The sequence below is a fragment of the Emergencia sp. JLR.KK010 genome (genome assembly GCF_037018265.1).
In the GTDB taxonomy this organism is placed as follows: Bacteria; Bacillota; Clostridia; order Peptostreptococcales; family Anaerovoracaceae; genus Senimuribacter; species Senimuribacter intestinalis.
The window spans coordinates 44,506-64,596 of sequence record NZ_CP143550.1 but is presented as its reverse complement, the minus strand read 5'-3'; the positions used below and the strand labels follow the sequence as shown (position 1 = coordinate 64,596).

Annotated in this window: 15 protein-coding genes and 1 riboswitch; of the genes, 11 read left to right on the top strand and 4 right to left on the bottom strand. The window is 44.2% G+C overall.

The features are described from left to right. Positions 1 to 23 precede the first annotated feature (23 nt). The 6 genes from V1225_RS00245 to V1225_RS00220 all read left to right on the top strand — a co-directional run bounded on the left by V1225_RS00245 (position 24) and on the right by V1225_RS00220 (position 9,640). Positions 24 to 1,061, top strand: a complete 1,038-nt coding sequence (locus V1225_RS00245) for an Ig-like domain-containing protein (protein ID WP_338547116.1) — start codon at positions 24 to 26, stop codon at positions 1,059 to 1,061. Between the two features lie 221 nt (positions 1,062 to 1,282). After that, positions 1,283 to 5,539, top strand: coding sequence for a hypothetical protein (locus V1225_RS00240; protein WP_338547114.1), 4,257 nt, complete (start codon positions 1,283 to 1,285; stop codon positions 5,537 to 5,539). A 317-nt stretch (positions 5,540 to 5,856) separates the two neighbouring features. Further along, positions 5,857 to 5,937: riboswitch (cyclic di-GMP riboswitch) on the top strand. Between the two features lie 125 nt (positions 5,938 to 6,062). Continuing rightward, on the top strand, positions 6,063 to 7,130 hold the full coding sequence (locus V1225_RS00235) for a CAP domain-containing protein (RefSeq protein ID WP_338547112.1): 1,068 nt from the start codon (positions 6,063 to 6,065) through the stop codon (positions 7,128 to 7,130). A 270-nt stretch (positions 7,131 to 7,400) separates the two neighbouring features. Then, positions 7,401 to 8,996, top strand: a complete 1,596-nt coding sequence (locus V1225_RS00230) for a CTP synthase (protein WP_338547110.1) — start codon at positions 7,401 to 7,403, stop codon at positions 8,994 to 8,996. Positions 8,997 to 9,102: 106 nt separating this feature from the next. Continuing rightward, positions 9,103 to 9,369, top strand: a complete 267-nt coding sequence (locus V1225_RS00225; protein ID WP_160202604.1) for a type II toxin-antitoxin system RelB/DinJ family antitoxin — start codon at positions 9,103 to 9,105, stop codon at positions 9,367 to 9,369. Continuing rightward, entirely contained in the window at positions 9,362 to 9,640 is a 279-nt protein-coding gene (locus tag V1225_RS00220; RefSeq protein ID WP_251614422.1) for a type II toxin-antitoxin system YafQ family toxin, read from the top strand. The genes V1225_RS00225 and V1225_RS00220 overlap by 8 nt, the downstream gene beginning before the upstream one ends. A 131-nt stretch (positions 9,641 to 9,771) precedes the next feature. Here V1225_RS00220 and spoIIID read toward each other — a convergent pair whose 3' ends face one another. Together spoIIID and V1225_RS00210 are read right to left on the bottom strand one after the other, a co-directional pair. Further along, the gene (gene spoIIID, locus V1225_RS00215) at positions 9,772 to 10,026 is read right to left on the bottom strand and encodes a sporulation transcriptional regulator SpoIIID (protein WP_160202606.1); all 255 of its coding nucleotides are present in this window, start codon (positions 10,024 to 10,026) and stop codon (positions 9,772 to 9,774) included. Between the two features lie 154 nt (positions 10,027 to 10,180). Further along, on the bottom strand, positions 10,181 to 11,053 hold the full coding sequence (locus V1225_RS00210; protein ID WP_160202607.1) for a LysR family transcriptional regulator: 873 nt from the start codon (positions 11,051 to 11,053) through the stop codon (positions 10,181 to 10,183). 177 nt (positions 11,054 to 11,230) lie between these two features. Between V1225_RS00210 and V1225_RS00205 the strand changes: the two genes are divergently transcribed. The 4 genes from V1225_RS00205 (at position 11,231) to V1225_RS00190 (ending at position 16,325) form a co-directional block, all read left to right on the top strand. Then, positions 11,231 to 11,986 (top strand): response regulator transcription factor, encoded by a 756-nt coding sequence (locus tag V1225_RS00205; protein WP_330588325.1) that lies wholly within the window; start codon positions 11,231 to 11,233, stop codon positions 11,984 to 11,986. Further along, positions 11,976 to 13,325 (top strand): ATP-binding protein, encoded by a 1,350-nt coding sequence (locus tag V1225_RS00200; protein WP_338547108.1) that lies wholly within the window; start codon positions 11,976 to 11,978, stop codon positions 13,323 to 13,325. Before V1225_RS00205 ends, V1225_RS00200 begins: the two co-directional genes overlap by 11 nt. A 32-nt stretch (positions 13,326 to 13,357) precedes the next feature. Continuing rightward, on the top strand, positions 13,358 to 15,100 hold the full coding sequence (locus V1225_RS00195; RefSeq protein ID WP_338547106.1) for a Na/Pi cotransporter family protein: 1,743 nt from the start codon (positions 13,358 to 13,360) through the stop codon (positions 15,098 to 15,100). A gap of 202 nt (positions 15,101 to 15,302) precedes the next feature. Continuing rightward, complete coding sequence (locus tag V1225_RS00190) at positions 15,303 to 16,325, top strand: rod shape-determining protein (protein WP_161908857.1); 1,023 nt, start codon at positions 15,303 to 15,305, stop codon at positions 16,323 to 16,325. A gap of 1,189 nt (positions 16,326 to 17,514) precedes the next feature. Here V1225_RS00190 and V1225_RS00185 read toward each other — a convergent pair. Beyond that, entirely contained in the window at positions 17,515 to 18,396 is an 882-nt protein-coding gene (locus tag V1225_RS00185; protein ID WP_338547104.1) for a LysR family transcriptional regulator, read from the bottom strand. Positions 18,397 to 18,477: 81 nt separating this feature from the next. After that, on the bottom strand, positions 18,478 to 18,672 hold the full coding sequence (locus tag V1225_RS00180; protein WP_160202613.1) for a hypothetical protein: 195 nt from the start codon (positions 18,670 to 18,672) through the stop codon (positions 18,478 to 18,480). A 288-nt stretch (positions 18,673 to 18,960) separates the two neighbouring features. On the opposite strand from V1225_RS00180, the gene V1225_RS00175 reads away from it, so the two are divergent. Beyond that, a complete protein-coding gene (locus tag V1225_RS00175) occupies positions 18,961 to 20,091 on the top strand; it encodes a class I SAM-dependent RNA methyltransferase (RefSeq protein ID WP_160202614.1) in 1,131 nt (376 codons plus the stop codon).

Here is a 20,091-nt window from a genome sequence, read left to right as displayed (position 1 = left end):
TAATTGGAAAGGATGAAAAAACGATGAAAAAGATTAGATTTTTAGCATTGACACTGTGCCTGGCACTGGTTGTTTGTATGGCAGGCAGCAGCTTTGTATTTGCTGGAGCAGAAGCGTCTCTGAAAGCACCGTCTTCTGTTAAGGCGATTTCCTCAGGAACAACAACTGTGAAGGTTTCATGGAGTAAGGTCAGTGGAGCTGAGAAATATCAGGTTTACCGCTATTACAGCAGTTCTAAAAGCTGGAAGAGAGTCCGCACTACAGCAAATGCGACAGCTTCTTTTACGGGGCTTACAAAGAACACCACTTACAAATTTAAGGTACGCGCTGTTTCCGGCGACAGTAAATCGGATTACAGCAATGTAGTTTCTGCTAAGACTGGCGTTGTAACGAAGATTTCGCTGGACAGAAAAACCAAGCCGCTGTATGGTACTGCATCTTTTACACTGAAGGCAACAGTAACTGCGAAAGCGCCGTCAAAGACAGTGACATGGACAAGTTCAGACAAGAGCATCGCAACGGTCAGCTCTTCCGGAAAGGTAACCGCAAAGGGAAAAGGAACCGTTAAGATTACAGCAAAAGCACATAATGGCGCTACCGCAAGCTGTCTGGTGACAGTAGGAACGAAATTCGACCAGACTTATCAAAAAGAAATGCTGCGCCTTGTTAACAATCTGAGAGCAGAAAAAGGTCTCAAACCGCTGCAGTACGCTTACAGCATTCAGGCGGCATCAGATTTGCGGGCACAGGAAGCCTGGGCCAATAAAGACATGGGGCATATGAGATATACAAAAAAAGGAACTGAAGGCGATTTCGATTCTGTTTATACGGACTTAGGATTGAAGCTCTCTTACCGGGGCACAGCTGAAAATCTGGCATGGCGTACAGATTCTTACAGTGATGCAAAAGCTGCGGCACAGGTGTATTTTAATCAGTGGAAAAATTCTAAGTATCACCTTGCCAATATGTTACATAAAAATGCGAAATCTATGGCAGTTTCTTATCACTATCAGAGCGGAAGAACTTTTGCGGCTGCTTCTGCGCAGCTTTTCCTGATGTAACTTGGATAGAAGTTTTGACTTGTGAGCCACCCTTCGGTGGCTCTTTTTTTGTGAAAAATTTATGAAAAATAACCTGAAACCATTTGAAAATACACGTTTGAAGGCTTGACAAAAATGTGCGGGGGGGGGTATAATACTTTTGTAAATTCTAACGAGAAAATCGCCATTAGGCGGTGATAACGAGCTGCTTGCGGCAGCTTGGAAGCGGTAGGAGGTTTTTTATGAAAAGAATAAAGAAAGAGTGCATTGTTTTTTTGTGCTTGATGCTGATTCTTTGTGGAAATCTGAGCGTATTTGCGGCAGATATCATCATGAATCCGGGCGAAAGCTGGGGGGCTTACCAACAGCGTGTCTATAATGCACGAAAAACAGAGTTTGATGCGCTTCAAACAGCAAATGCGGGAAACACTGTTCCTGCAGATGAGGTATGGACGCTTAATGCGATGCAGGAGGCGACGGATGGAGACGGCAACGGACTTGTGGATGTGTATACGGCGGCGCAGCTTCGCTGGGCGCTAGTAAACAAGAAGTCTCTGGAACTGAAAAACGATGTGGACTTAGGCGGACGCAACCCTGCAAACAATTGGAGTCCGGTTGCTGATCCAGGCAGCATCACCATCGAAGGAAATGGACATACTATTTATAATATGTATACTGCCGGATCTGGCACGGTGGGTATGATTTCAACTGTAGGCAGAGCCAGCACAGGATTTAAAATGCAGAATCTTCGCTTCCGGTATTGCCATGTAGAATCTAGCGGGCAGTACTCGGGTGTAGCGGTTGGCTGGCTGCTTGCAGGCAAGATGAAGCAGGTGTCCGTTGAGGATTCTATTGTTCATGGAGCAGCGCATACGGGCGGAATTGTCAGTGGATGGAATGGCGATGGCTCTACCTCTTTAAATAGTTTCTTTGTACACATGGATCAGTGCCATGTGCGCAATGTGACAACCTATGGGACAAGCTGTGTTGGGTCTTTTGTAGGTCCGGTTTCTGGATATAAGATTACCAATAGCTATTCTATTGACAGCTATGATATTTCTACATCATCGCATTCGGGAGGCTTTATATCCTGTCCGGGCAACTGCTGGATAGAGAACTGCTTCACGAATGTTAAGCTATATTGCAATACTGACGGCGGCGTATTCTATGGAATCGGTCATTATGCAAACCATTTTGAGAACTGTTTCGCCTCTGGCGTTGTAGAAGGAAGCAGCAATGTAGGTGGATTCTTTGGCAGAGATGAGCAGAATACCGATACTTGCATCAACTGTTACAGCACCTCCATGGTCGGTATGCAGAATACGGCAAGCACCATGGGAGGATTCTATGGAGGCGCTACAGGAGATACCAGAATACAGAACTGCTACAGTACCGGTGAGGTAGGGACGACAAAGACCAAGCCGGGAGCGAGCGGCTCAACATTAGGAGGTATCGGCGGAAATAATCCAGGTGCTGCAACTTTTAGTAATTGTTACTTTGATAAGCAAACATCCGGCATGGGCGAGTATGCAATCGGTACTTTAACCCATAATTCGTTTGCTGGAATCACTGGCTATCTGACTGGACAGATGATTGGCGATGCCATGAAGGAAGAATTCGGTACAGACGGAACCTGGACTTATCAGAGCGGTGTATATCCGCAGCTTTCCGTATTTACTAATCCGAGTGAAAGCTTCGGTAATGAAACAGACAGAGCAATCGCAAAGGCATATTCCGCGGCGTCTGTGTGCACAGCGCTGCTGCAGCCTTCTAACTTAGATAAGACACAAGAGGAACTTGAAAATTTCAGCACTACAGATTATGACACGGTACGTAATATTTCTGTATTATTCCCACTGACCAACAACAGGTTGGCAGGTTATGACGGCAGTGGTTTCGATATTTCGTGGGAGACACGCGATGGCTACACTTGTCAGTTACCGGGGGACATGAACGGACTGCCGGTTATTACGCTGGATCCGAAGACTTATGAGACAACAAACTTCGCGCCTGGTGTGGGCTGGACTGACGTATCGGTTAGCACGGGCATCACCAATCCGCAGAACGGCGAAGAAATCGTGGGACAGCGCTTCATGCGTCTGGTGCCGACAACCGTTATTTCACTGGCCAATGGCAGCGCTGGGGTAGACCAATACATTTATGTTAAGAAAGACAATCGTTTGCCTGATGAAGCAACCAAGTACGACCACAGAGAAAGTGTTATCTTCGCACTGGGATCTGCGACTGATGTGGACACCGGAAGCATCAGGACTACGCCGTATCCGGCGGATGATACCACCTTTGGCTATGATGAAACAGGAACTCCTGTTGGCACAGAACTTACTGGTACGGGTACTGTGGGTGGTAAGGTTATAGTAAAGGTATCCAAACTGAATGAAGCAACAGGAAAGTATGAAGATCAGCATATTGAAAGCAACGAAGAGTTGCAGAAACTTCTGCTGAACCAGCGTAGTGCGGAAGAAAAGGACAAGGGCGTTTATAAGCTGCAGTATGAGTGGTATAAGTCTGGAAATTTAGAAGGCGGCTGTATCGTCAACAGTAAGACGCTGACCGTGCGCGAGGTACTGACTTTAGCTTATGATAAAAACTATCCAGAACCTACTGGGGGAACGCGGGTAGAAAAAGACGATTATCCTTATGTGGTTGGACAAAGTGTAAATGATGCGGCGCAGAACTTCCCAGAATCACCGGAAATGAAAGGGTATACTTTCATGGGCTGGTCTACTGACCCGAAGGCAAATCCGGAACGTTTTGATGCTTTTACAGCAGATACAAAGCTGAAAGACGATACTGTTGCCTATGCGGTCTGGAAGATGAACACTTATGATGTTACTACTGCAAAGACTGGTCAGGGCACTATCAGCAGTTCTGAAAGCTATAAATATAAAGAGAATGCTACAGTCACCTGGGAACCTGCAGAAGGCTGGCGTGTGAGCAGTGTTATGGTGGATGGAATCATTCGTGATGATTTGCTGCCTGCAGATGGCTGCAAATTTGTCAGCATAGACGCAAATCATAAGGTGCAGGTTCGCTTTGAAGAAGGTACTGCAGATGACGATGAGACTGCGGGAGGAAGCTTTGTCAGTGTTGCAACGTCAACAGAAGGTCTGGGAAGTATCAGTGAAGCAAAAACCTTGAAAAAGGGTGGCGATTATACAGTTTCCTGGAAACCTGCAGATGGCTGGAAAGTAAAAGAGGTATGGATTGACGGCGAAAATGCTGAGGCATTAAAAGATGTAGGCGAGATTGCTTTTCAGGATGCTGCGGTAAACCATACTGTACATGTTGTTTATGTTCGTGAAGATGGCAGCAGCCTGGATGCTGATCAGGTCTGCGTAGTTGAAACGTCTGTTGCCGAGGGTGAAGGTACGATTACGGCGACTGGACAGGTACAGAAGGGCGAAGACCATACTGTGACTTGGGAAGCCGGTAAAGGATATAAAGTTGTAGAAGTCACTGTTGACGGTGAGGTGCGGCCAGATTTACTGAATGCAGGAAATGTGACCTTTGAAGCTGTGGACAAAGACCATACAGTGCAGGTAAAACTGAAGAAAAAACCTTCTCTTATTATCATTGATCCGGATGATAATCCAGGCGGAGAGGAACCGGACGATAAGCCAGACGATAATCCGGATATTAACAAGGATACCGACGGAGACGGCAAACCAGACATTAACATCGATACTGATGGAGATGGTAAACCGGATGTAGACATTGATACCAACGGAGATGACAAGCCAGACATCAACATTGATACCGATGGAGACGGCAAGCCGGATATTAACAAGGATACTGACGGAGATGGCAAACCAGATGTAGATATTGATACCAATGGAGATGGCAAACCGGATATCAACAAAGATACCGACGGAGACGGCAAGCCAGACCTCGACATCGATACCAACGGAGACGGCAAGCCGGATGTCAATATCGACACTGACGGAGACGGCAAACCGGATATCAACGTTGATACCAATGGAGACGGCAAACCGGATGTGAACAAAGATACCGACGGAGATGGCAAACCAGATATTGATATCGATACTGATGGAGATGGCAAACCGGATATCAACATTGATACTAACAAAGACGGCAAGCCAGATCTTAATATCGACACCGATGGAGACGGCAAACCAGATATTAATATTGACACCGATGGAGATGGTATCCCTGACCTTAATGTCGACATCGATGGAGACGGCAAACCGGATACTAACATCGATACTGATGGAGATGGCAAGCCGGATGAAAACGTTAAAACGCCAAGTGAAATTGACAAACTGATTAAAGACAACAACAAGGAAGACCAAAACGCCGGAAATAAGACCAATGACGATGAGGAGGATGAACTTCCTTGGTGGATTCCAAGAACCGGTGATACGAGCAATATGCTTACTTGGTTGGCAATCCTTGCAACTGCATTACTGGCACTTACCGGTATGATAGCATGTGTGGAAAAAAAGCGTGAATCTAAATAAGATGGATTCCTGCAGGTAGGCAATCCTTTGAATGTTGTTTGTGAAGAGGCTGACTCATTTGTTTGAGACAGCCTCTTCTTTTATTGTGTTTATACAGAAAGATCCACATAACCATGTTTTATGTTTTGTATTATATTTCTGAAAAATACGATGATAGCACCAGAAAACGGGTTAGAATATGTATGGAGTTAAAACTGAAAGGATATTGAAAAACGCAAATATGTCCTGATAATAAAAGTGAAGATTTAGTGAAAATATAACCGAAAAATGCATGTAATCTATTGACAAAGCGTATTAAATATGTTATTGTAAAAAAGTAATTTTAAAGGCAAAATCGTTGTGAAGCGATGGCGCAAAGCTATAGGGTCTTGCAAGAAACAAGATAGCCAGTTGTACTTTACAGTTAACAGAATTGTTTAATTGGAGAATGATAGCTTGGCACGTTGTACGGCTATTTTTTTTGTCGAAAAACTGTAGTGCAATACAAAAAGAATTGACATTAAAAGTTTTAGAGAGGAAGAAAATGATGAAAAGATTCGGAACTTTTGTTTTAACTCTTTGTGTAGTGCTCACTGTCATTATGACAGCAGGTCAGGTGACCTATGCAGCAGAATCCGAACAAGGGGCGACAATGTATCCGCAGGCAGAAATCAAGGCGCCGACTTCTGTGAGAGCAATCACTTCAGGAACGCATACCATTAAAGTTTCCTGGAAAAAAGTAAGTGGTGCGGAAGAATATCAGATTTATCAACGTAATACCAAATCGAATACTTGGAGGAGGGTTCGTACTACTGAAAAAACAGCAGTGACTTTTACAGGATTATCCCAAAATACAACTTATAGGTACAAGATTCGTGCAGTTGATTCTGGAAAGGTTTCAGCATTTAGCAGCAATGTTTCTGCTAAAACCGGCGTAGTCACAAGGATTTCTCTCAGCAGAAAGACGAAGAGCCTTTATGGAAACGGCTCCTTTGTACTGAAGGCTACGGTGAGTGCGAAGGCGCCGGCTAAAACTGTCCGCTGGTCAAGCTCCGATTGTACGGTTGCAACAGTCAGTACCTCGGGCAAGGTCACTGCTAGGAGAAAAGGGATTGTAAGGATTACGGCAAAAGCGCATAATGGAGTTACCACATCCTGCTTGGTAACGGTAGGAACTGAGTTTGACAAAGCCTACCAGAAGGAAATGCTCAGACTGGTCAACGACCTGAGAAAAAAGAATGGGCTGAATTCTTTGAAGTACGCATATCACCTTCAGGCGGCAACAGACATACGTGCATATGAAGCCTGGGCATATAAGCAGATGGGACACATGCGCTATAATAAATATGGAAAAGAAGCTGCTTTCAATTCCGTCTACACAGATTTGGAGCTGAATCTTGACTATAACGGCACCGGCGAAAATTTGGCATGGCGCTCCAACTCCTTTAATGATCCGGTTGCAGCAGCACGTGCATATTTCGAGCAGTGGAAGAATTCTCCGGGGCATAGAGCAAATATCCTTCGCAAAGGCATCAAGTCTATGGCAGTGTCTTATCTTTATCAGAGCGGGAAAAAGTTTTCGGGCGCATCGGCGCAGCTGTTTCTGATGTAATAAAATTAGACTTTGTTTGAGAGCCGCCTTATATATGGCTGAAAGGAAGAAGACCGCGCGGTTATAAAAAAACTGCTGGACTTTTTCCTGTAAAAGTCGTATAATATTTCAGTAATATTATTTTATAAATTGCGCAAAGACATAACAGAAATAAGGAGAAGATGGCGAACTTTAGAGAGTTTCGGGATCTTGTGTATCCTTCTCACTAAAAAGCCAGATGCCTTATTTTTTTTAGTTTTTGCGTTTTGTTTTTTTGGAAGGAGTGTAGCTATGAAAAAATATATCTTTGTGACAGGCGGAGTTGTATCCGGACTTGGAAAGGGAATTACGGCGGCGTCCTTAGGTCGGCTTTTGAAAGCAAGAGGTCTGAAGGTGGCGGCACAGAAACTGGATCCTTATATCAATATCGACCCGGGCACCATGAGCCCTTATCAGCATGGAGAGGTTTTTGTCACTGAAGATGGTGCTGAGACGGATCTGGACCTGGGACATTATGAGCGGTTTATCGATGAAAACCTGAATAGGTTCAGCAACCTGACTACAGGAAAAGTCTACTGGAATGTGCTGAACAAGGAGAGAAATGGCGATTATCTGGGCAGCACTGTACAGGTTATTCCTCATGTGACTAACGAGATTAAATCGTTTATTTACAATGTTGGAGAAACGTCTTTAGCCGATGTAATTATTACTGAAATTGGCGGAACTGTAGGGGATATTGAGAGCCAGCCGTTTCTGGAAGCGATTCGTCAGGTTTCTCTGGAAGTGGGCAAGGAGAATTGCATCTTTATTCATGTGACCTTGGTGCCGTATATCAAAAGCTCCGGTGAACACAAGTCCAAGCCGACTCAGCATTCGGTTAAGGAATTGCGTGCGCTGGGGATTTCGCCGGATATCATCGTAATGCGGGTGGACGAGCCGGTAGACCAGGACATCATCGATAAAATCGCACTGTTCTGTAATGTGAAAAAGGACTGCGTCATTGAAAATATGACTTTGCCGACTTTATATGAAGCTCCTGTGATGCTGGAAAAGGCAGGACTCAGCTGGATCGTCTGCAGGGAGCTTGGAATTAACGCTGGTCCATGTGAGATGGAAGACTGGAACAAAATGCTGACACGGATTGAGAACAGAAGCAAGTCTGTGACTATCGGTCTGGTAGGTAAATATGTAAAATTGCACGATGCATATCTTTCTGTTGCTGAAGCCTTGCGCCATGGAGGTTATGAGAATGATGCCTGCGTCAATATCAAGTGGATTGATGCGGAGGATGTAACTTGTGAAAGCGCAGAATTGGTATTAGGCGATGTTGATGGGATTTTAGTGCCGGGCGGTTTTGGTGATCGTGGTATTGAAGGTAAAATCCAGGCAGCAAAATATGCAAGAGAAAAGAATGTGCCATACCTTGGCATTTGTCTTGGCATGCAGACGGCAGTAATTGAATTTGCTAGAGATGTTCTCGGCTACTCTGATGCGGATTCAGGAGAATTTGCAGAAAACGGTGCCCACAATGTTATCGACTTGATGGCGGATCAGCAGGGTAATATTCCTAAAGGCGGTACTATGCGTCTTGGCGCTTATCCTTGCAAAATCCGGGAGGGCACTGTGCTGGAAAAAGCCTACGGCACATCTGAAATCAGCGAACGTCATCGCCACAGATATGAGTTCAATAATTCTTATAGAGAGGAAATGGAGACAGCGGGAATGACGATAGCTGGCACTTCCCCTGATGGCAGACTGGTAGAGGCAGTGGAACTGAGAGACAGAAAGTTCTTTGTCGCCGTCCAGTATCATCCGGAATTTAAGTCAAGACCCAATAATGCACATCCGCTGTTCAGAGAATTTATCGCAGCAGCAGTGAAATTTTAATTATGGGACGTGTTCTAGGTGAGCAAGAGGAACGTTTTATGTGCAATGCACTTGAAATATAATAGAAATAAGCATATAATAAGAATATATCAAGGGAGGTGTTTTTATGGCGAAGAAATGTAATTTAACATTACGCATTGAGCCAGAGCTAAAGGCGCAGGCAGATGAGTTATTTAAAACCTTGGGATTAGATTTAAGTACAGCTACAGGACTTTTTTTCCGGCAGGCACTAATGCACCATGGGTTACCTTTTCCGGTAAAAGTTGTAGAACCAAATGATACTACCTATGCGGCAATGGAAGCAGCTGAAAATGGAGAAGTTTATGGTCCTTATGATAATATGGAAGATTTGATGGAGGCTTTGAATGCTTAATGTCAAATTTACTGCACAATTTAAAAAGGACTATAAGTTGGCAGCTAAGAGAGGTTGTGACCTTAAAGAAATGATTCAAGTAATAGATCTTTTACGAAATGAACAACCTTTACCGGAGTCCTATCACGATCATGCGTTAGTTAACTCAAGGTACTATAAAGGAATGCGAGAGTGTCATATTCAACCGGACTGGTTATTAGTCTATAAAATTGTGCAGGATACATTAGAACTAAGACTAATCCGAACAGGCTCACATAGTGATTTGTTTTAAAGATTAAATAATAAAAAAGCAGGAAATCCCTGCTCTGACTGTAGACAAAAGCCTAAATCCCTTAACAGGGATTTAGGCTTTTTACCACCCTTTTGAAGGGTGTGCATGATTTAAAAGATTATCCAATTATGTTATTCATCCTGATGACTGTACTTTTCTCTGGTGGCAAGACCGCCTCGTATATGTCTTTCGGCTTTATTGACGTCCAGTACGGTTTTTACCTGTGCGGCAAGCGAAGGACTGATTTCCTGCAGCCTTTCTGTAACGTCTTTGTGTACAGTACTTTTGCTGACTTTGAATTCTTTTGCAGCGGCTCTGACTGTCGAATTGGTCGAAATAATGTAGTTGGCCAGCGAAAGTACTCTCTCCTCTATGTAATCCTTCATAATAAACACCGCTCCTTAAACTCAAGTTAGAACCAATATATGCAGGGAAGAGAAGGGATATGCAAAAGAATTCAGATTATAAAGCCGCTGATGGAAAGTGGTTGCCAATCAATAGAAAGAAACGGGAGGCAGCTGGACCAAAGCCTATCAGAGGTTAGAGTTTTTCTGTCCATCTTTGTATGTGAGCCCAGAAATCTGCGGCAGCAGCCGACAGCAGAGAGAGATCTTTGCATGCCATACCGATTTGGCGGTATCTGGGCGGGGCTAAAGGAACGGCAATAATTTTTCTGTCAAAACCGCGGAGCATCATTTGGGACATCAGACTGGTACCGAGTCCCTGTTCTACCATGGCGATGACTGCATGGTCGTCGCTTTCGATAAAGGCAGGATTAAGGGTAATGCCGCTTTGCGTAAGAACTTCTGTAATTTCATCGTCAACGCCTTCGTTTAAAGCAATGTAAGGAAGTGTTTTCAACTCTTCTAAAGAAAAATATGTTTGATTTACCTGCGGGGCTTCTGCAGAAAATACGCCGACGATAGGATCCTGATAGAGAAATACTTCGCAGCAATCTTCGGCGGTAGGGTAGCGAGTAAATCCGATATCTACCTGATTATTCTGTACCCATTCTACAATTTCATCGTTGTTTCCATGCAGCAGCTGAAAACGGATACCGGGATGCAGCTCTGTAAATTCTTTGATGATACCAGGCAGCCACTGTGCTGATACACTGTTGAAGGTACCGATGGTAATCAGCCCTAAGTTCAGATTTTTAATTTCTGCGGCACATTGCAGCAGGCGGCGCTGTTCATTGAGGAGCGCCTGAATATGGGGCAGAGCCAATTTTCCTTCCGCAGAAAGACGCACGCCGCGGCGATCCCGAACTAAAAGCGGAAAGCCGAGTTCTGCTTCTAGGGAATTTAGCATGCGGGTCAGTCCCGACTGGCTATAGCCAAGTTCTTCGGCAGCAGAAGTCAATGTACCGCTTTCTAAGACTTTCAGTAAAACTTCGTATTGGATGATTTGCATGGGTGCCTCCTTTTCTTGCCTTGTCTAAAATTGCATTTATATAATGATAAATCATGGAACGGATATAAACTATTATTTTAAGTTATGATACTTTTAGTATATCGCCGCAAGAGAATAAGTCAATACTTAACTGAAACTTGGCTTTGTATCTTTTCTGGTTTTGCGGGAAAACTTAACATGAATTTAACATTAAAATTCTGGCTTTTTAAGCAGGCTTATAGTAGACTTGAAGCAAAGGAGAACTGCGAGATGATTTATTTGGTAGAAGATGATGACAGCATTCGTGAACTGGTGCTGTATACATTAAATAATGCAGGTTATGCGGCAAAGGGGTTTGCTGTGCCGTCTCTGTTTTGGGAGGCGATGGAGCAGGAACTTCCTCAGCTGATTCTGCTGGATATTATGCTGCCCGAAGAAGACGGACTATCTGTTTTAAAAAGATTGCGCGCATCTGTGAAAACTGCCAGAATGCCTGTCATGATGCTGACAGCAAAGGGAACGGAATATGACAAAGTGATTGGACTGGATTACGGTGCAGATGATTATATGCCGAAACCTTTCGGCATGATGGAACTGCTTGCACGCATCAGAGCGCTTCTACGCAGAGCATCTGCTTTGGATAAGCAGGAAGAGTATCGAATCGGCAATCTTTTTCTTTCTGTGTCAAAACACATCGTTTCAGTAGATGGAACAGAGACAGCGCTGACGCTGAAAGAGTTTGAACTTCTCGCTTTGCTGATGAAGCAGCAAGGGCATGTGTTTACCAGAGATCAGCTGCTATCCAGGATTTGGGGATACGGCTTTGATGGAGAAAATAGAACAGTAGATGTACATATCCGGTCATTGCGCCAGAAATTAGGCGCCTGCGGACATTACGTCGAGACCGTAAGGGGGCTGGGTTATAAAATTGGAGAGGTAAAGGATGAAGAATAGAATTTTCAGAGGGATTTTTTCGGTGGCAATCCTGGTCTGGATATCATGTCTGGTGCTTATTTTAGGCGCACTGTATCTGCAGTATAATGAGCAGTATGCGCAGGAGCTGCGCATGCAGAGCCGCCTTGTGGCGCAAGCCTTAGAAACAGGTGATACTGGTTATTTTGACGGATTGAGCCTTGCGGAAAATCACAGAATTACTCTAATTGCCGCAGATGGAACAGTGGAATACGATTCTTCTGCAGGGAAACAGGAGATGGAAAACCATAAAGACAGGCCTGAGGTAAAAGAAGCGGAGAAGTCAGGCTATGGAGAAGCGGTTCGTTACTCTAAGACATTTGCGGAAAAAACCATGTACTGCGCTGTTAAGTTGTCCGATGGCAGTGTGCTTCGGGTTTCTCAGGTGCAGTTTACAATTTTTACGCTGATTTTAAGCATGCTGCAGCCTATTTTGATTGTTTTACTCATGGCGGTGCTGCTGTCCGCCATGCTGGCGGCGAGGATTGCCAGAAGAATTGTAGAACCGCTGAATCAGATTGACTTAGCACATCCGCAGGAAGCGCAAACTTATGCAGAGGTGCGCCCTTTGGTGCGGCGAATTGCGGAACAGAGGCAGGCTCTTGACAGCAGAATTAGCAGGCTAGAGACTGATGTGGACGAAAAGACTAAGGAGGCGGATTTTCGTAAAGAATTTACTGCTAATGTGTCCCACGAACTAAAAACACCTCTGACCTCCATCAGCGGTTTTGCGGAAATTATAAAAGCCGGCATGGTGAAAGAAGAGGATATTCCTCGGTTTGCCGGCCGAATTTATGATGAAGCGCAGAGGCTGATCATGCTGGTGGAAGATATCATCAAACTGTCCCAGCTGGACGAAGGTCGGATTACCGAAAAGAAAGAACAGATTGATTTGTACCTGCTTTGTCAAAAGGTGCTGAGCCATTTGGATAAAGCCGCAGAAGACAGGAAGATTCAGCTGAAACTTATTGGAGAATCCCTTTATATTGAGGCTGTCATGCAGGTTGTGGAAGAAATGATTTATAATCTCTGCGACAATGCGATAAAGTATAATCGAGAGGGTGGCAGCGTGACGGTTTCTGTTATGGAAAAGGATGGAAGACCAACCGTATCGGTGTCAGATACTGGTATTGGAATTGCAGAAGATGAACTGGAGCGAATCTTCGAGCGATTCTACAGAGTCAATAAGAGCCATTCTAAAGAAATCGGCGGCACAGGTTTGGGGCTGTCCATTGTCAAACACGGCGCAGCATATCATGAGGCGCAGGTTCAAATAGAAAGCAGACTCGGCGTTGGTACACATATTTCGATACAATTTTAAACAGAATATGAGATAGAGAGGAAGGGATATTTATGGATATATTTTCGCTGATTTCGCTGCTTGGCGGACTGGCGCTGTTTCTTTACGGAATGAGCCTGATGTCATCTGGGCTTGAAAAACTGGCAGGCGGTAAGCTGGAGGGCATTTTGAAGAGGATGACAGCAAGCCCGCTTAAAAGCCTGTTTCTGGGAATCGGTATCACGGCGGTAATTCAGAGTTCTTCAGCTGTAACCGTTATGCTGGTGGGGCTTGTGAACTCTGGCATTATGGAACTGGCTTCTACCGTAGGCGTTATTATGGGATCGAACATTGGCACTACTATTACGGCGTGGATTCTCAGTCTGGTCGGTGTAGAAAGTGATAATGTGCTGATAAAGCTACTGAAACCGGAATCCTTTTCGCCGGTACTGGCGTTGATCGGTGTGATTCTGATGATGAGTGCGAAAAACAGCAGGAAGAAAGATATCGGAAGCATTCTTGTAGGATTTGCAATCTTAATGTACGGTATGAATTTTATGAGTGGTGCGGTAAGCCCTTTGAAAGATATGCCGGAATTTACATCAATCTTAACCGCATTTACCAATCCGATTCTGGGAATTGCAACTGGTATTTTATTGACTGCAGTGATTCAAAGTTCATCGGCATCGGTGGGTATTTTGCAGGCGCTGTCATTGACGGGCAGTATTTCCTACGGAATGGCAATCCCTATTATCATGGGTCAAAATATCGGTACCTGTGTAACGGCACTGATATCCAGTATCGGCGTAAACCGCAATGCAAAGCGGGTTGCAGTGATTCATATTTCATTCAATATTATAGGAACTGCCATTTGTCTGCTTATCTATTTTGTGGCTCACTATCTGATAGAACTGCCGTTTCTGACAGAGGTAATTGGTCCTGCGGGTATTGCGGTGGTGCACAGTATTTTCAATATTACAACTACGCTGCTCCTGCTGCCGTTTACGAAGCTTCTTGTAAAGATTGCAGAACGCAGTATCAAGGAGGAGCCGGAGACTGAAATTGCATTTCTTGATGAAAGACTTTTAAATACACCGTCTATTGCAGTGCAGGAATGCGGACAGATAACCATAGAAATGGGACATATCGCAAAAGAATCAATTCTTAATGCCATGGAACTATTTTCTCATTATGACGAGAAAAAGGCGCAAAAGGTCATTAAGCTGGAAAAAGAAGCAGATATCTATGAAGATCGGCTTGGCTCTTATCTCGTAAAGCTGTCAGCCTGTGCTTTATCTGATGCAGATAGTAATTCTATATCCAAAATGCTTCATGTGATTGGAGATTTTGAACGAATTAGCGACCATGCGGTGCATATCATGGAAGCAGCAAAAGAAATGAAAGAGAAAAAACTTGTCCTTTCAGAAAGCGGCAGACATGAGCTTGAAACTGCTACGGCAGCAATTCGTGAGATTATGGGGCTTGCAATTATAGCGTTTGACGGAAATGATATGGAGTCAGCATATAGGGTGGAACCGCTGGAGGAAGTCATCGGAGATTTGGCAGAAGAGGTGAAGCAAAATCATATTTCGCGTCTGCAGAGCGGGGTTTGCACTATTCAGCAGGGCTTTGTTCTTTCTGACATCATGACCAATTATGCCAGAGTTTCCGCTCACTGCTCAAATATTGGCGTTGCAGTAATTGAACTTTCTCAATCGTCCTTTGCTGCCCATCAGTATTTGGGGAAACTGAAGACGATGGATGATCCTGCATTTAAGGAAATGTTCAGGGAATACAGGCACAAATATGCCCTTTAAATGCTGCAGCAGAATCTTAATGAATCTTAAGATGGAAAATATGTGCAATTGCATTGAAAAAACTTCAAAAATTGTATATAATATTTGCATATATCGTTTTGGATTCTTCGTAGAATTTATTTGACTGGCGTATATTGTTGGCTTTGTCTGCAAATGCTATAGAGAAATAATCGCGGAGAGGTAGATTTTAGAGAAAAGGAGTATGCAAATGGCAAGTGAAGTAGGAATAGACTTAGGGACAGCCAATGTTTTAGTATATATAAAAAATAAAGGAATCGTGCTCAATGAGCCTTCTGTTGTGGCAATTAATAAGGATACAGACGATATTTTGGCAGTGGGTGAAGAGGCAAGACAGATGCTTGGAAGAACGCCTGCTAATATCATTGCGGTAAGACCGCTGCGCGACGGTGTGATTTCTGATTATGATATTACAGAAAGAATGCTGAAATATTTTATAAAAAAGACCTGCGGCAGCGGCAGATTTTTCAAGCCTAAAATTATGGTCTGCGTACCGAGCGGCGTGACAGAAGTTGAGAAGCGAGCGGTCAGAGAAGCGGCAACGCAGGCAGGCGGCAAGGATGTGTATCTGATGGAAGAGCCGGTTGCGGCTGCCATCGGTGCAGGTATTGACATTTCACAGCCTGACGGTGTTATGGTCATCGATATCGGCGGCGGTACGACGGATATTGCTGTTATTTCTCTTGGCGGCATTGTTGCAAGCACTTCCGTTAAGATTGCAGGGGACAAGTTCGATGACTCCATTATTAAATATATGAGAAAAGTACACAAGCTGTACATTGGGGAGAGAACCGGGGAAGAAATCAAAAAGACTATCGGTACTGCGTATCCAAGAGAAGAGAATATGACGATGGAATGCAGAGGCAGAGACTTGGTAACCGGTCTTCCAAAGACTGTTGAAGTTAGCTCCGAAGAGATTATGGAAGCGCTGGAAGAGCCGCTTCATACAATCTGCGAAGCAGCACACAGTGTGCTGGAGCAGACACCGCCTGAACTGGCTGCAGATATCAGTAACTCTGGCATTGTCATCACCGGCGGCGGCGCATTACTTTACGGCATTGACAAGCGTATCGAAGCGCGTACTGGGATTAAAGTGCGTATTGCTGATGACCCGACTTCTTGTGTTGCCATCGGCACAGGTAAAGCACTCAATGAACTGGAATCGCTGGAAGGCAATTCCCTCAATAGGAGAGCGCCTTATCTATAATGGTTCTGCCCCACGAGAGGAATCGCGAGTGGCAAGGCAGACCTTATGCTTTTGTGACCCAAGAACGAAGTGATTGGTAAGGCACAAGTCGTATAATGGAGTTGTCCCAATTTGCGAAGAAAATTGATGGAAACTCCTTATGCTTTTGTGACCCAAGAACGAAGTGATTGGCAAGGCACAAGTCGTATAATGGAGTTGTCCCAATTTGCAGAGTAAATCACGTTTATCCAAAAGTCCTGCACGGATCTGCACCGCCTCTTTGCGGCGCAGCTTTGTACGGGATTTTTTGTGCTCTTATCATAAGTGATACTTATGATAAAATAAGAATCATTCGTTTTACTTAATATAATAGTTGTGATATGATAATGACAACGAAAGAAAAACAGCGCTGCAATTGATGGGATGATGGCATTCATTTTTGCTATCTGTCCGACACTGGCAGACATGGTGGAAATTCAACCGATTTCAAGAGAAAATTTGGGCAATTTACTGCAGTCACGGAGTAATCCAAATCTTAAGGATTAAAATAAATGCATAAAAATCGAGAAGAGTTGTCTCAATATAAAATGAGACAGCTTTTTTCGGCTTTAGGCCAGTGCTTGCTTGAAGCAGTTAGCTTGACAGGTTTGTGTACGGGAATAAAATAAGAATCAAGCTATACCGAGGATTTGTCACGCGCCATATTTGACCTTGATTTCTGTATACATGGCGCGGACCTATGAGAAAGTGCCAGATAGAAAAGCTTTTTTAGAAAAAATGGCGGCAGCAGAAAGAAATGCAGCTCAGATAGTCGAAAAAACTTTAGCATCCTACAGTAAAATATCAAAAAAGCACGTATCAGGCGGCAGGCGCACGCCAGTTTTTTAGAAAATGAATCCCAATATGGCGTTTGGCGAATGGCTGGCGCCATGTATACAAAAAAAACGCTTTGAATATGGCGGTTTCCATGGGGTAAACGCCGGATATACAAAAAAATCCTGCGATTATGGCGCGCCGGTTTCTCCGCAGCATGAACTACCGCATACCAATCAGATTCAATCAGATTCAATCAGATTAAATCTGATTGAACTTCATCCCGACATTTGATTTGGACCTTTTTTAGCCCAATATCATTTTTACTGCAAGGGGACAGTCTCAAAAGTAAGGAAATGAGACTGTCCCCTTGCGTTAGCTGAATTTCAATACGGGGTCATTTAGGAGTGTCCTGAAACTCCGGCTGCGACAGAAAAAATTTGAGAAATTTTCTCGCGGCAATAGGCATCGTATCCCAGTTATGCCAGCAGGCAGATAAAAGACGAGTAGGTTTTTCTTCGATTTCTCGTATAACAATATTAGCGCTTGTATTGGCAAGGAATACTCGATCTATGATAGATACGCCCAGTCCCTGTTCAACCATGATGATAATACTGTTGTTATCATAAAGGTGAAACTCAATGTTTGGTGTTAGTCCTGCTTCTGAGAAAAAATGAAGCGGGAGACTGAACTTGCCTTCGTCATCAATAATAAAGGGTTCTGCAGCAAGATCTGCTAAGGTTACAGTCTTTTTCTCAGCTAATGGATGGTCCGCAGGCAGAATGGCAACAAGTTCCTGCTTGTAGAATGTCTTAATTGGTAAGCCTGAAGCTGCACTTGGTGTAGTAAAGCCAAAATCAACCTGGCGATTTTTGACCTGCTGGATAATATCTTGATAGTCACCTTGATGCAGTTCGAATTTAACAGTCGGATATTTTTCCTTAAAGGCTTTCATGACCAGCGGCAGATAATATCGGCTGATACTAGTGTAGGTGCCAATGCGGATCAGACTGTTTTCAAGTCCTTGCATTTCGGAATGTTTTCGTTCAAGAGACTGTTCTGCATTGTAAATTTCCTGCAGATAGGGGAAATATCCTTGACCGTCACGGGTAAGCCTGATACCACCTTTTTCGCGGGTCACAAGGGTAGTGCCGAGTTCTTGCTCCAGTGACTTGACCGACTGGCTGATAGCGCTTTGAGAGTAGCTGATTTCCTCTGCTACCTTGGTAAAACTGCCGCACTCTATGACTTTGCAGAAGATTCCATATTTGGATATCATAAAAAGCCTCCTTCGAGTTTCGGATAAAAGATTTCATTGTATTTATTATATTGGGAACAAGCGGTTTGTGTCAACGGAATCTTATTCTTCCCAGCCTAGCTTTTTAGCGATGGCAGCAGGGCAGAGGCTTAGACAGATAGCGCAGGTTGCGTCAATAAATCCCAACAAAAGCTGAAGCGCCGGTGTCAGCGGCATCAGGCAGAGCAGCATCGTAAGCCCGATTACCAGCAGCAGGCTTAGAATGAATACGAAAAGGTGTGTTTTTATTTTGTACATATAAATCCCTTCTTTCTTAGTGCATTTTTGTATCATAGGCGCATAATAGCATAAACTCAGGGGATGCGTCTTTTATCATATCGTCAATTTTGCTTTACACCACCACAAAAAACGAGTATCATAGAAATGATGCCTATACGACTTAGTGGCATTGCCAAAAAACTTTCATTCTTTGGTTTTAAGCGTTTTTTTGACAATCTGAGGACGATACAGACGTGCGCGGCAAGCGCACAAGGCAGACCTGATGACGTGGCGGCAAAAGAATGAAGACAGGAGCACAGAATACATATGAAATTGGAATTAATTGCAACCGCAACTTTTGGACTTGAAGCGGTAGTAAAACGTGAAATACAGGATTTAGGGTATAAGATTCTGAAATCAGAAGACGGAAAAATTACCTATCTGGGCGATGAGCGGGCGATCGTGCGCAGCAATTTGTGGCTTCGCAGCGCGGACAGGGTGCTGCTTAAAATGGCGGAATTTAATGCGGTGACCTTTGAGGAACTTTTTCAGCAGACCAGAGGGCTTGCTTGGGAACAGCTGATTCCCCTGGATGGAAAATTTACGGTGACAGGGACATCGGTGAAATCAAAACTCCACAGTGTTCCTGCATGCCAGAGTATTGTAAAAAAGGCAATTGTAGAGCGGCTCAGAGAATACTATATGGCGGAGTATTTTGCGGAAACAGGCGCAGAATACTCCGTAAAAGTAACAATTTTGAAAGATCATGTAACTTTGACGGTGGATACCAGCGGCGCAGGTCTGCATAAGAGAGGCTATCGCGTGCGTGATGTTGCAGCGCCTATCAAGGAGACTCTGGCAGCAGCTATGGTGCAATTGTCCTTTTGGCGTGAAGGCAGATTGCTGGTAGATCCATGCTGCGGCAGCGGCACAATTCCCATCGAAGCTGCTATGATCGGCAGAAACATTGCGCCGGGACTTAATCGGGTCTTTGCGGCGGAAGGCTGGGAGCTGATTGATTCAAAAGTCTGGAAAGAAGAGCGAAAAAAGGCTTTCGGCGCTATAAATTATGACAGCGAGCTTCGGATCTTTGCTTTTGACGTGGACGAAAAAGCTATCACAAGCGCTAAGGAAAATGCCATCGAAGCGGGTGTGGATGACTGCATCATATTTAAGCAGATGCCAATGCAGAAACTCGTAGCAAAAGAAACCGGCGGCATTATTATAACCAATCCACCTTACGGTGAGCGAATCGGTGAGAAGAAGCAAATTGAGAGTATTTATCGGAAATACAGCGAGTTTTTTAAGGAAAATCCGACCTGGTCACTATTTCTGGTGACTACAGATAAGGAATTGGAGGCGAAGACTTTGGGAAGACCTGCAGACCGCAGGCGTAAGCTTTACAATGGCAGACTTGAGGTGTGTTATTATCAGTTTCACGGGAAGAAGGAGTTCTAA

What these genes read in the sequence shown, in the direction of transcription:
- V1225_RS00225 (WP_160202604.1), top strand. Translation starts at nt 9,103, where the DNA reads ATGGCGAAGAAATGTAATTTAACATTACGCATTGAGCCAGAGCTAAAG.
- V1225_RS00175 (WP_160202614.1), top strand. Translation starts at nt 18,961, where the DNA reads ATGAAATTGGAATTAATTGCAACCGCAACTTTTGGACTTGAAGCGGTA.
- V1225_RS00230 (WP_338547110.1), top strand. Translation starts at nt 7,401, where the DNA reads ATGAAAAAATATATCTTTGTGACAGGCGGAGTTGTATCCGGACTTGGA.
- V1225_RS00200 (WP_338547108.1), top strand. Translation starts at nt 11,976, where the DNA reads ATGAAGAATAGAATTTTCAGAGGGATTTTTTCGGTGGCAATCCTGGTC.
- V1225_RS00190 (WP_161908857.1), top strand. Translation starts at nt 15,303, where the DNA reads ATGCAAATGGCAAGTGAAGTAGGAATAGACTTAGGGACAGCCAATGTT.
- V1225_RS00245 (WP_338547116.1), top strand. Translation starts at nt 24, where the DNA reads ATGAAAAAGATTAGATTTTTAGCATTGACACTGTGCCTGGCACTGGTT.
- V1225_RS00220 (WP_251614422.1), top strand. Translation starts at nt 9,362, where the DNA reads ATGCTTAATGTCAAATTTACTGCACAATTTAAAAAGGACTATAAGTTG.
- spoIIID (WP_160202606.1), bottom strand. Translation starts at nt 10,026, where the DNA reads ATGAAGGATTACATAGAGGAGAGAGTACTTTCGCTGGCCAACTACATT.
- V1225_RS00180 (WP_160202613.1), bottom strand. Translation starts at nt 18,672, where the DNA reads ATGTACAAAATAAAAACACACCTTTTCGTATTCATTCTAAGCCTGCTG.
- V1225_RS00240 (WP_338547114.1), top strand. Translation starts at nt 1,283, where the DNA reads ATGAAAAGAATAAAGAAAGAGTGCATTGTTTTTTTGTGCTTGATGCTG.
- V1225_RS00205 (WP_330588325.1), top strand. Translation starts at nt 11,231, where the DNA reads ATGAATTTAACATTAAAATTCTGGCTTTTTAAGCAGGCTTATAGTAGA.
- V1225_RS00195 (WP_338547106.1), top strand. Translation starts at nt 13,358, where the DNA reads ATGGATATATTTTCGCTGATTTCGCTGCTTGGCGGACTGGCGCTGTTT.
- V1225_RS00185 (WP_338547104.1), bottom strand. Translation starts at nt 18,396, where the DNA reads ATGATATCCAAATATGGAATCTTCTGCAAAGTCATAGAGTGCGGCAGT.
- V1225_RS00210 (WP_160202607.1), bottom strand. Translation starts at nt 11,053, where the DNA reads ATGCAAATCATCCAATACGAAGTTTTACTGAAAGTCTTAGAAAGCGGT.
- V1225_RS00235 (WP_338547112.1), top strand. Translation starts at nt 6,063, where the DNA reads ATGATGAAAAGATTCGGAACTTTTGTTTTAACTCTTTGTGTAGTGCTC.